This is a genomic window from Nocardia sp. NPDC050630 (assembly GCF_044457245.1).
Taxonomy (GTDB): domain Bacteria; phylum Actinomycetota; class Actinomycetes; order Mycobacteriales; family Mycobacteriaceae; genus Nocardia.
On record NZ_JBITGN010000003.1, the window covers coordinates 467,673 to 481,383 of the forward strand.

General features: G+C 66.2%; 2 protein-coding genes. One reads left to right on the forward strand and one right to left on the reverse strand.

The features are described 5' to 3' along the window. Window positions 1-13 precede the first annotated feature (13 nt). Window positions 14-13,429 (forward strand): amino acid adenylation domain-containing protein, encoded by a 13,416-nt coding sequence (locus tag ACIBG0_RS12365; RefSeq protein WP_397031859.1) that lies wholly within the window; start codon window positions 14-16, stop codon window positions 13,427-13,429. Here ACIBG0_RS12365 and ACIBG0_RS12370 read toward each other — a convergent pair. Continuing rightward, complete coding sequence (locus ACIBG0_RS12370; protein ID WP_397031861.1) at window positions 13,417-13,710, reverse strand: GNAT family N-acetyltransferase; 294 nt, start codon at window positions 13,708-13,710, stop codon at window positions 13,417-13,419. The two genes, ACIBG0_RS12365 and ACIBG0_RS12370, sit on opposite strands and share 13 nt — an antisense overlap. Between the last annotated feature and the right edge of the window lies 1 nt (window position 13,711).

The following is a 13,711-nucleotide window of genomic DNA, read 5'->3' on the forward strand; positions in this document are numbered from 1 at the left end:
CGGGTGGTTGTTCATGTCGCACGGCCTGTCATCGGTACGGCCATCGGCTACCGCTGACACTCAGGTTTTCCCGCTCTCACCCGCGCAGCTGGGCATGTGGTACGCCCAGCAGCTGGATCCCGATGTGCCGCTCTACGAGGCGCAGTACATCGAGATGTCCGGACCGCTCGATATCGAGCTGCTGATCCGGGTGGGTCGCCAGGCCGCGCACGAATTCGAGTCGGGCGTACTGCGGCTGATCGTTAAGGAGGGTCTGCCATATCAAGTGGTCGACCATCGGATCGACACGGCAGCGCCGTATCTGGACTTCCGTGCCGCCGCGGATCCGGATGCCGCTGCGCTGGCTTGGATGCGCGCCGATCTGGCGGCGCCGATTGATCTGCTTCGGGATCGGCTCGCGATTTCGGCGCTGCTGCGGGTCGGCGCCGACCGGGTGCTGTTGTACTCGCGGGCGCATCACATCGTGCTCGACGGCTTCGGGTCGGTGAATCTGCTGTATCGGGTCGCCGAGCTGTACAACGCGGCACTGGCGGGTGACGAACCACCGCCCGCGACGGCGGCGAGCCTGCGGGATGTGCACGAATCCGAGATGAACTATCGCGCGTCGACGCGATTCGAGGCCGATGCGACGTATTGGTCCGAGCGGATGGCGGACATGCCGCAGCGGTGCAGTCTGGTGGATGCGGTGGCACCCGCACACGCGCTGGGACGTCAGCATCGGATCGAGCTCTCCGAGCAGACGATCGCGTGCATCGATACCGCGACCGAACGCTACGGGGTCGGTTCGGCCGCATTGGCGATGGCCGCGCTCGCGCTGTACTACGCACGGATGACCGGTGAGCGGGAGGTAGTGCTGAGCCTGCCCGTCTCCGGGCGGACCAATGCGATGCTGCGGCGTTCGGGCGGCATGCTGGCCAATGTGGTGCCGTTGCGGATCGCGGTCACCGATGACAGCACGGTCGCCGATATCGTCGGGGCGGTGCGGCTCGAGGTGTCGGGTGCGCTGCGGCATCAGCGGTACCGGCACGAGGAAATCCGGCACAGTACCGACGATTCCGATGATGTAGCGCCGGGACGAGGGTTTGTCGGGCCGGTATTCAACATCATGTTGTTCCCGACGGAAGTTGTCTTCAGTGGTGTCCGAACCGCATTGCACGTATTGACATCGGGGCCGATCGAGGACCTGTTCGTCAACCTGTATCAGCACGGTGCGAATAGTCCGATCCACCTCGACTTCACCGCCAACCCCGAGTTGTACGACGCGGATTCCCTTGCCCGGCACCATTATCGGTTCATCGGATTGTTCGAGTCGATGCTCGCCGCAGCGCCGGATACACCGGTGCGGGAGCTCGAGTACTTTCTCGGCGATGAGCGGCATCTGCTTCGTGGGGTGCATGGGCCGCGGGTTTCCGGGCTGCGGTTATTGCCCGAGGTGCTGGAGGCGGGGTTGCGCGCTGCGGAGGCAGACGCACCCGCCGTCGTATGTGGCGACCGGACGTTGTCCTATGCGGAACTGGATCGTTTATCGAATTTGCTGGCGCGCAAGCTGGTCGGGCTGGGGGCAGGACCGGATATTCCGGTGTTGAGCGCGCTGCCCAGATCGATCGAATCGGTGCTGGCGTTCTGGGGTGTGGCTCGATCCGGTGCGGCATTCGTGCCGATCGGGGCCGGGAATCCGAGCGAGCGGGTGGCGCGGATGGCTGCGGAATGTGATGCGCGGCTGGGGATGACCATGTCTGCTCTGGTCTCGGGTCTGCCCAGCGATGTGACCTGGATTGTGCTCGATGCCGATGCCGATGCCGATGCCGATGCCGATGCCGATGCCGATGCCGATGCCGATGCCGATGCCGATGCCGATGGGGCGGCGGTCTCGGCTCTGCGCGGGGGCGTGCGGGCGGAGCATGCGGCCTATGTCGTATTCACTTCTGGGTCGACCGGTGTGCCGAAAGGGGTTGTGGTTTCGCATGTCGGATTGGCTGGACTGGTCGCGGCGGCGCGTTATTCGTTCTATTCGGGCCCGTGGGCGCGGGTATTGCACTGTTTGAATCCGAGTTTCGATGCCTCGCTGCTGGAGTTGCTGCTGGCCTTTTCGGCGGGTGCGACCTTGGTGGTCGCGGACGGGGACCAGGCGGCCGGGACCGAGTTGGCGCGGGTGATCCAGGACTTCGGGGTGACGCAGTTGTTTTCGACGCCCGCGGTGTTGGCGACACTGCCCAGCGATGCGTTGGACGGGGTGCATACGGTGTCCACCGGTGGCGAGAGTTGTCCGCCGGAGTTGATCGCGCGGTTCGGGTTCGGGCGGACATTGCTGAATTCCTATGGGCCGACCGAGACTACGGTCGCGGCGACCTTCACTGACCAGTTGACGCCTGGTCGGCCAGCGGGGCTGGGGCGTCCGGTGCCAGGGTGCGGGATGCTGGTGCTCGACCGCTGGTTGCGGCCGGTGCCGATCGGGGTAGCCGGGGAGCTGTACATCGTCGGGTCCGGATTGGCCAGGGGCTATGCCGGGCGGATGGGCACAACCGCCGAACGTTTCGTGGCGAATCCATTCGGGCCGAGCGGAACTCGGATGTACCGCACCGGTGATCTGGTTCGCTGGGAGATGGCGCATCCGATCGATGCGCCCCATGATGGGGCATCGGACCCGGTGCTGGAATATCTGGGCCGTACGGACTTTCAGGTCAAGTTGCGTGGCATCCGGGTCGAGCCAGGTGAAGTCGACGCCGTGCTGGATATGCATCCCGATGTCGAGATCGCCGTAACGGTAGTGCAGCGCACTGTTGCGGGCGGATCGATGTTGGCGTCGTACGTAGTTCCGATAGGGCACCGGGAACCCTCTGCGCGCCTGGATGTTTCGGACATCCGCGATTTCTGTGCGCAGCGGCTGCCCGCACATCTGGTACCTGGATCGATCACCGTCCTCGAAGCGCTGCCGTTGACCGGTAACGGCAAGATCGATCGCCGCGCCCTGCCGGAACCCGAGCCCACGGCAACCGAACCGGTGCATGCGGTCGGTACCGAAACCGAACGTGCGCTGTGTGCGATTTTCGCCGACATCCTCGGCACGCGGACCGTCGACGCGGAGTCGTCCTTCTTCGCACTCGGCGGCGATTCGATCATGGCCATCCAGCTGGTATCGCGCGCGCGTGCCGAAGGGCTGATCTTCGCAGCCCGCGATGTATTCGAACATCCGACCCCCGCCGACCTGGCCCGATTCGTCGCTGCCCCCACCGCAGGCCCGATATTGCAGGAACTGCCGGGTGCGGGGATCGGCCGGATACCTCGCACTCCCATCGTTTCCTGGCTGCTCGAACAGCCGACCGATACGCGCCGCTTCGCGCAGTCGATGGTGCTCACGCTGCCCGTCGGTATCGAGCGAATCCCCTTGGTGCGCACCGTACAAGCCGTTCTCGATCGGCACGATATCTTGCGCGCGATCCTGGTGGATGGGGAACTCGAGGCGCGCCCGGTCGGGGCGGTCGAGGCGGACACACTGCTGGTCGTCGATTCACCTACTTCGGCGTCCGTGCGGGCGATCGCAGACGCTACGGACCGTCTCGATCCCGAACGGGGCCGAATGCTGGCCATGGTGTGGCTGGATGCCGGGCCGACGCGGCCCGGACGTCTCGTCATCGTGGCGCATCACCTGGTCATCGACGCGGTGTCCTGGCGGATCCTGCTCGGCGACCTGATCACCGCATGGACCCGGATCACGGCTGGTGATGAGCCGCTACTGCCGCCGGTCGGCACCTCAATGCGAACCTGGGCGCACGCCGTGGCCGTGGCCGCTGCCGATGAATCCGTGCTCGACGAGCTGGACTACTGGTCCGCGGTCCTCGCCACGCCGGATCCGCCATTGCGAGACCGGCGCGTGTCTGCCCTCTCGCCCGGGGATGGTGCCGGTCATCCTGATCGCAGCGCTCCGGGCGATGAGATCGAAGCGCCGACTGGGCGCGGTGATTCGGACCTTGCCATTGATGTGGCGCGGGCATGCGATGTCCTCCAGCAGCCGGAGACCCCGACGGATCGAACGCGGCGGACCCGTGAGCGGATCGAGGTGCGGTTGCCGGTCGAGGTGACGAAGACGCTGCTCGAGCGGTTGCCTGGGACATTGCGGTGTGGGGTCGAGGACGCGCTGTTGAGCGCCCTGGCGTGTGCGGTGCGGGGGCGTGGAGACCGAACGCCGGTGCTAGTGTGTGTCGAGCGGCATGGGCGGGACGAGGCCTCGGTGCCGGGGGCGGATCTTTCGCGGACAGTGGGGTGGTTCACCAGTCAGTTCCCGGTTCGGTTGGACGTCGGCGCGGCTGACCCGGTGACGGCGTTGAAGGCCGTGAAGGAGCAAATGCGCGCGGTGCCCAGGGGCGGCTTCGGGTTCGGGCTGTTGCGGTATCTGAATCCGGTTGGGCGTGAGCGGTTAGCGGCGGTCCGGCCACGGATCGGGTTCAACTACCTCGGCCAGGTTCCTGCCGTTGATGAGGGTGCGCCGTGGCTGCCGGATTCGATTGTGACGTCGTTGGGAGGCGGTCCGGACCTGCCTGCGGCCGGGGAGATCACGATCGACGCCATGACACTGGAAACCGCTGAAGGTCCCGCCCTGCAGGCGGTCTGGCAGTTCAAGCCCTCGGCGGCGGATCTGGAAGATATCGCACAGCAATGGATATCGGAACTCACCTCGCTGGCCGAACTGCTGCGTGCGCCGGGTGCGGGTGGGTTCACTCCGTCGGATCTGCCGCTGGTATCCGCCACGCAACAGCAGATCGACGAATGGGAGTCGCGGTACCCGGCATTCGAGGATGTCTGGCCACTCGCCCCGCTGCAGCAAGGACTGTTGTTCCACACCCAGTTGGCCGCCGGACGCACCGACGGCTACTCGGTGCAGGCGGTGATCCAATTCGACGGCCGAATGGACGTCGCGCGGCTGGAGCGGGCCGCTGGCGCGCTCGTCGAACGACACCAGGCGCTGCGCACGGCCTTCCTCGATGCGACCGTACAGCTGGTACTGGAGCACGTAACCCTTCCGTGGTCCTACGTCGAATCGGATGCGACGGAATGCGACCGCCTCGCCGACGCGGAACTCCTAACCCCCTTTGTCCCGGATCGACCGCCGCTGCTGCGTTTCCTCTGCGTGCGCTGCGGCGAGGACGATATCCGGTTGGTGATCACGAACCACCACCTGATTCTCGACGGCTGGTCCATGCCACTGCTCTTCGGTGAACTCCTCGCTTTGTACGAAACACGCGGTGACAGTGCTGGATTCGATCCGCCCATCTCGTATCGTCGCTACTTGGAGTGGCTGGCCGACCGCGACCACACTGCCGCGCGAGCCGCATGGGCGTCTGCATTGGCTGATCTATCGGGCCCGACGTTGGTGACCGCTGGACGGCCTCCGGTTATGCCCGACGGCGTGAGTCGGTCGGAGGACTCGGGGGCGAAACTACTCCGGACCATCGACATTGCTTTGGCGCGTTCGAATATCTCCGCGCTCCAGCGGATTTCCGCCGAACGAGGTACCACCCTCAATACAGCTGTGCAGGTCGGATGGGCAGTGCTGCTGGCGGAGCTGACCGGTGAGCACGACATCGTATTCGGCTCTACCGTGTCCGGACGTCCGCCCGAATTACCCGGAGCCGAGCGCATTGTCGGCATGATGGTCAACACCATTCCGGTGCGGATCACGCTCGAACCGACCGAGTCCGTGGCGGATCTGCTCGGGCGCGTACAACGTGCGCAGGCGGTCTTGCTCGAGCATCACACTCTGGGGCTCAACGATATTCAAGGCGTGACCGGTATGGGTCCGCTGTTCGACACCACGCTCGTATTCGAGTCGTACCCGGTGGATGCCGTGGCGCTCATGGCGGCGGCCGAACGGGCCGCACTGCGGGTCAACGGCTTCCGTGCCTACGATGGCACGCACTATCCACTCGCACTGGCCGCATACAGCCGCGGCGGTTTACGTCTGGTCATGAGCTACTCGGCCGAGTACTTCGATGAAACCGAGGCGTATGCGCTAGCGGATCGGCTCGCCCGCATTCTCACGCGGCTTGGCGCGGATCCGAACCAACTAGTCATGGCAGTTACCGGAGCCGACCCTGGCGAGGTACTGCGCGCGCGTCCGCAGCCATTGCGGTTGCTCCCCGAGATCCTCGCGGGCGGCATCCGACCCGACCGGATCGCGATCCGCTACGGCTCAACGGAATTGACTTATCGCCAACTCGACGAGCAGTCGAATCGACTGGCCAGGGTGTGGATCGAGGCCGGTGCGGAACCGGAAACGGCTGTGCTGATCGCAGTGCCGCGATCGCCGGAGTGGATGGTCGCGGTGTGGGCGATCGCGAAGACCGGGGCCGCATTCGTGCCGGTCGATCCGTCCCAGCCCGCGCAGCGGATCGTGGATATCGCCACGGATTGCGGTGCGGTATTCGGGGTGACCATCGCGACGGTGCGGGATCGACTGCCCGACGAGGTGCGGTGGCAGATGCTGGGCGATCCGAAGGCGAGCGCGGCACCGCTGACGCCCGCGGATCGACGCAGGCCATTGCGTGCCGCACACCCGGCCTACATCGTCTACACCTCCGGCTCGACCGGAACACCGAAGGGCGTAGTCGTCACTCATACCGGGCTGAGTGGGCTCGTCGGCGGTACCGCCGCGGCCATCGGAGCCGGAGCCGGCGATCGCGTATTGCACTGTCTGAATCCGAGTTTCGATGGCGCCATCCTGGTGTGGTTGTCCACCTTCGAAACCGGTGCGACCCTGGTGATCGCGCCGCCGGAGGCGAATGCCGGTGCCGAGCTGTGCGCGGTCATCGCCGAATCCCGTTCGACCCACGTAATCTCGACGCCCGCCGTATTGGCCATGGTGCCCGCGACCACACTTGCGGGCGTGCGAGTGTTGGTCTCCGGCGGCGAGGCGTGCCCGCCGGTGCTGATCGCGCGTTTCGCTGACGGCCGGACCGTGCTGAATTCATACGGCCCCGCCGAAGCCACCGTGGCGGCGACCTTCAGCGCCCCACTGCGTCCGGGAGAACCCGCGGATCTCGGCGCACCACTACCGGGAACAGGTCTGGTCGTGCTGGATTCGTGGTTGCGATCGGTGCCGCTCGGCGCGACCGGTGAGTTGTATGTCATGGGGACAGGACTTGCCCGCGGCTATGTCGGGCAGCCGGGACTGTCTGCGGCACGCTTCGTGGCGAACCCGTTCGGGGCGCCGGGCGAGCGGATGTATCGCACCGGCGATTTGGTCCGCCGTATGTCGCGGCGTCGACTGGAGTTCGTGGGGCGCAATGACTGCCAGGTGAAGTTACACGGCATCCGAGTCGAACCGGGTGAGGTCGATGCGGTGCTGCGCGAATGCGACGGTGTCGAGACGGCGATCACCGTGCCGCGCGAGGGTTCGGCCGGAACTCATGTACTGGCCAGCTACGTGGTGCCGAGCGAGGATGCGGTCCTGACAGCGAACGAGTTGCGGGACTATCTTTCCCAGCGCTTGCCGAGGCATCTTGTACCCGCGACGATCACCGTCTTGACCGAGTTGCCGCTGACCGGTAACGGCAAGGTCGATCCGCGCGCGCTGCCCGAACCCGAACTGGCGGTGGCCGAATACGTCGAACCGGTCGGGCGGGAGCGCCTGGTCGCCGATGTCTTCGGCACCGTGCTCGACCGTGAAAAGGTAGGTGCCGCCGACGACTTCTTCGCACTCGGCGGTGATTCACTCTCGGCGATCCGGGTCGCCGCTCGGCTCGGTTCAGTCCTCGCGATATCGGTGCCCGTTCGCCTCATCTTCGAAGCGCCGACCGTGCGCGCGCTCGCGGCGCGACTGAGCACCTCGGCCACTTCGGATATGACCGGTCCCGTGCAAGGTCCACGACCGGAACGGATTCCACTTTCGCCCGCGCAGCAGCGGATGTGGTTCGTCAACCAATACGATCCCGATTCCGGCGCTTACAACGTGCCGATCGTGCTGCGGCTCATCGGAAGGCTGGATCCAGCGGCACTCGAATCGGCCGTTCGCGACGTGCTCGAGCGGCACGAATCGCTGCGCACGGTATACCCCGCCCGCGATGGTGTCGGATATCAAGTCATTCTGCCAACGGATTCCGTTGTGCCGGAACTGGATCCGATCGCTATCGCGGATGCTGACCTGCCCGGCGCGATCATGGACTGTGTCGGTGCGGGCTTCGACGTGACCTCTGCGGTGCCGATGCGGCTACGCCTGTTCCGGCTCGCCGCGAACACTCACGTACTCGTGCTGGTAATCCACCACATCAGCGCCGATGGCTTCTCGATGGGTCCACTCGCGCGCGACGTGATGACGGCCTACGCGGCCCGGCTGGACGGCGCGGCACCTACCTGGACCCCGCTTCCGGTTCAGTACGCCGACTACACCGTGTGGCAGTACCAGCGCTCAGGGTCCGAACACGACCCGGAATCACCATTGGCACAGCAGATCCGGTACTGGACCGAAACACTCGCCGGACTTCCCGACCAACTTCCATTGCCCGCCGACCGGCCCCGCCCGCCGACGGCATCGCTGCGAGCGGGCACGGTCTACCGAGAATTCGATGCCGCGCTCACCGCCCGTCTCGACGCACTCGCAACCGCGAACCAATGCACACGATTCCAGGTGCTGCACAGCGCGCTCGCGGTGCTGTTCGCCCGACTGAGCGGCACCAGTGATATCGCCATCGGCACCCCCGTGGCGGGCCGTGGCGTCGCCGAACTCGACGACGTGGTCGGCATGTTCGTCAACACCCTGGTGCTGCGCACCGAAATTCGTGCCGGGGAACCATTCACCGAGCTGCTCGGCCGCGTTCGGCGCACCGACCTCGACGCACTCGCTCACGCCGATGTGCCTTTCGAGCGGCTCGTCGATCTGCTCGAACCCACCCGGTCAGGCTCTCGGCACCCCCTGATTCAGACAATGTTGGTGATGCAGAACCTGGCCCCGGTCGAACTCGCGCTGCCGGATCTGCGCGCCGAAGCGCTGGAACTCGACCAGCAGAGCATTCGGTTCGATCTGAGCGTCACGGTGGCAGAGACCGACTCCTGCGGCCTATCGGTCCGAATCGCATACGCCACCGACCTATTCGATCGCGCAACTGTCGCACACATGGCCGAACGGTGGCTGCGGGTGCTGCGCGCGGTAGCGGCAGAACCCGAGATATCCGTTGGTGATATCGAGTTGCTCGCGTCCGCCGATCGCCGAGATCTGCTGTCGCGGCGGGCACGGACCGAGCGGTCACCGCGCGTGCTGGCGGACCTGCTCGCCGACGCGGTCAGCGCGAACCCGGAGGGCATAGCCGTGGTCGACGGCACGGCGATGCTGACCTATGCCGAACTCGACGAGCGCGCGAATCGCCTGGCTCGCAGACTCATTGGCGCGGGCGCGCGCCCTGAAGCGCTGGTGGCGGTGGCCCTGCCCCGCTCGCTGGAGTCGGTGCTCGCGGTTTGGTCGGTGGCCAAGACCGGCGCGGCCTTCGTACCCGTCGATCCCGGCTACCCCGCCGAGCGGATCGAACAGATCATTGCGGACTCGGGGGCCGAGCTCGGCATCACGCGGAGTTCGGTCGAGGCGAGTATGCCGGATTCGGTGCGATGGTTCGCACTCGATGACCCGGACTTCATCGAAACACTTGATGCCACATCTGGTTCGCCGCTCGAGCCGCCGAACGTACGCCCTGAAAACCCGGCCTATGTCCTGTTCACCTCGGGATCGACCGGAAGACCCAAGGGCGTCGTCGTCACCCACACCGGACTCGCCAACCTCGCCGCGGTACAACAGAAACGCGACGGGACCACCGGCACCTCTCGCGTCCTGCACGTCGCCTCGCCGAGTTTCGATGCCGCGGTACTCGAACTCCTGCTAGCAGTCGGTCCAGCAGCGACTCTGGTCATCGCGGGTCCGACCGCATTCGGTGGCCCGGAGCTTGCGGAACTGTTGATACGCGAACAGGTTTCGCACATCGCCATGACGCCATCGGCTCTCGCTTCGGTCGACCCGACCGGATGCGATGCGGTGCGGGTAATCATCACCGGCGGCGAACCCTGCCCGGCCGAACTGGTCGCCCGCTGGGCCGCACCGGATCGCGTGCACTTCAACGATTACGGCCCCACCGAAACCACGATCTGGGCAACGGGCAGCAGCCCGCTGCGGGCGGGTGACGAGGTGACCATCGGCGGTCCCATCGCGGGTATGACCGCACTGGTGCTCGACGACCGCCTGCATCCGGTGCCCGAAGGCGTCGCCGGTGAGCTGTATCTGGCGGGCCTAGCCCTGGCCCGCGGCTATCACGGCCGCGGCGGCCGGACCGCATCCCGGTTCATCGCCGACCCGTACGGCCGACCGGGCGAACGTATGTACCGCACCGGCGACCTGGTGCGCTGGCGCGGCCGCGACCTCGAATACCTGGGTCGCTCGGACCTGCAGATCAAGCTGCGCGGCCTGCGCATCGAACTTGGGGAAATCGAATCGGCGCTGCTCGCAGATCCGGCGGTGGACCAGGCGGCGGTGAGCGTGCACACCGATGCCGCCGTCGGGGAAGTCCTCGTCGCTTATGTGGTACCCGGCGCCGATTTCGGGCACGATCTGGTCAAAGCTGCGGTGGCACAGCGACTTCCGTCCTACATGGTCCCGTCGGTCATTATCGCGCTGACCGAACTGCCGCGAACCGCGAGCGGAAAGTTGGACCGCAAGGCGCTGCCCGCGCCCGATCTGCGTGGCGGCCGGTATCGGGCCCCCGAGACGCCGACCGAACGAGTAATCGCCGAAACCTTCAGCGAACTGCTCGGTGTCGCGCGCGTCGGACTCGACGACAACTTCTTCGCCCTCGGTGGCAATTCGCTGATCGCCACCCGCATCGTCGCCCGGCTCGGCGCCGCACTCAACACCCGAATCCCGGTGCGCACCGTCTTCGATGCACCCACCGTTGCCGACCTCGCCGAAGTGATCCGGACCGCGGCCGCCCCACCGGGACCCAGACCAGGACCGCGCGAGCGACCGCGTTACATCCCGCTCTCCGCGGCCCAGCGGCGCATGTGGTTCCTCAACCGCTACGACCCGAGCTCGCCTGCGCACAATGTGCCCATTGCCGTCGAGGTCCGCGGCGAGCTCGATCCGGAGCTGCTGCGCACCGCCGTCCCCGACCTGGTCGCTCGGCACGAATCACTGCGCACCGTGTATCCGGTGGATGCCGCGGGCGACCCGTACCAGAAAATCCTTCCCGCTACGGAAGCTGTTGTGCCGGTGGTGGTCTCCGATATCGGCGAGGAATCCGCGGCCGAGTTCACCATGCGCGCCAGTGGGCATGGCTTCGATCTGACCCGAGAACTTCCGCTGCGCGTATGGCTGCTGCGCCTCGAACCCCAGCGCTGGGTGCTCATCGTCGTCATGCACCACATCGCCTCGGACGGTTGGTCATTGGCGCCGCTCACCCGTGACGTGCTGCTGGCCTACGCCGCGCGCCGGGCGGGTAGCGCACCCCAGTTCGCGCCGCTGCCGTTGCAGTACGCCGATTACGCACTGTGGCAGCACGAACTGCTCGGCGCTGACGACGATCCGGACAGCGCGGCGCACAGTCAACTGGAGTACTGGCGCGGCGCACTGGACGGACTGCCGGAGGTATCGGCGCTGCCCACCGACCACCCGCGGCCTACCGTGGCCACGCACCGCGCGGGCATGGTCGAGTTCGATATCGGTATCGCGGTGCAGCGACGGATGCGGGAGATCGCGCGCTGGCACGGCGTGAGTGTCTTCATGGTGGCGCATGCCGCTCTCGCGGTGCTGCTCGCCAGGCTCTCCGGTGCGACGGATGTGGCGATCGGTTCGGTCACCGCTGGCCGCGGCGACGGCGAACTCGACGACCTGGTCGGGATGTTCGTCAATACCTTGGTCCTGCGCACCCGGATCGAGCCCGACGCGACCTTCGAAAAGATCCTCGCCACCACCAAAGACGCCGATCTGGATGCCTTCGGCAATGCCGATCTGCCGTTCGAACGGCTGGTCGAGGTGCTCGCACCGGCCAGGTCGACCGCGCATTCACCGCTATTCCAAGTGATTCTGGTGTTCCAGAACTTCGATCGAGAACCGGTCAGGTTGCCCGGTCTCGAGATCACGCCGGTATCGCTCGCGGCGGTCGGGGCCAAATACGATCTGGAATGGATGCTGGCCGAGGAATTCGATGCCGACGGCGCACCGGCTGGCATCACCGCAACCCTGACCTTCGCCCGCGATCTCTTCGAACAGACGACCGCGGAAACCTTGACGCGCAGGTTCGTTCAGGTGCTCGATGAGGTCACCGCGGATCCGGCCGTCGTCATCGGCGAACTCGACGTCACCGCTCCGGCGGGCACAGTCGTGCATCAGCCTTCACCGATGACCATGCGGCGCAAGGATTTACCGTACCGCCCACCGGTCACCAGCACTGAACGCCTAGTGGCGGAAGCCTTCGAAGCTGTGCTCGGCGCGGACCGCATCGGTGTGGACGATAACTTCTTCGAACTCGGCGGCACCTCCATGGTCGCCATTCGACTCGTCACCGAAATCCGCGAGCGCAGCGGCTTCAATATGCCGGTCCAGTGGATGTTCGGTGAACCGACGCCCGCCGTCCTGGCGCAACGTATCGTCGAGGGCGACCAGCCAGGCGTCGATCCGGCCTTGCGTACTGTCCTGCCTCTTCGTCCGACTGGCACCGGCCCTGGACTGTTCTGCATCCACCCCGCGATCGGATTGGCCTGGTGCTACGCCGGTTTGGTGCAATACCTCGACGGCGATCATCCGGTCTACGGCCTGCAGTCACCAGCCGTGGCCGATGGCATCCAACCGGAGGGCACCCTCACCGAACGCGCCGCCCGCTACGTCGACCACATCCTGCTGACCCAGCCCGCGGGCCCCTATCGCCTGCTCGGCTACTCCGCGGGCGGCCCGCTCGCCCATGCCGTCGCCGTTGAGCTCCAGCGCCGCGGCGCCCAGGTTTCGGCCCTGGTCCTCATGGACGGCCGCGCCGATGTCGAACCGGAAAGCGCCGTCGAGATGCCTCCCCCGCAGGCTCTGCTCGCCGAATTCGGCGGCATCGATCCGGCCCTGCTCGGCGACCTCGACGGGGATGCCGCCCTCGCCGACCGCGCCGCCGAACTCCTGCGCGCGGCGGGCGGCACCTTCGCGGCCCTCACCCCCGCCGACCTCGAACACCTCTACCTCGACTACCAGCAGCTGATCCGCGAAAGCGCCGACTACCAACCGGCCGTCTTCGACGGCGACGTGCTCTTCTTCAGCAGCACCAACGGCCGACCCGGGTACGTTCCCAACGCCGAAACCTGGCGACCGTATGTCACCGGAACCATTGCCGACCACCAGGTCGGCCATGAACACAACAAACTCACCGGCCCGGACGCCTTGGCGGTGATCGGTCCGGTCCTGGCGGACTACCTGCGTTGAGCGACCAGATCCGCGTATTCGCGGTGCTCCGCGATGTACTGCTCGACGTACCAGCAGGTCGGGATGATGGCGAAGCCATGGGCGCGGGAATCCTGCAGCGCGTATTCGACCACCTGGGCGGCCACCCCGCGGCCGCGGAACTCCGGGAAGGTCATGGTGTGGTGGAAGTCGCGAACTTTCGGATCGTCTTGTTCGGCGTAGTCGGCGTATCCGGCGAGGGTGTCATCGAGATAGATCTCGAATCGAGTATCGGCGCTATTGTGTTCGAGCCTGGTGGTCATG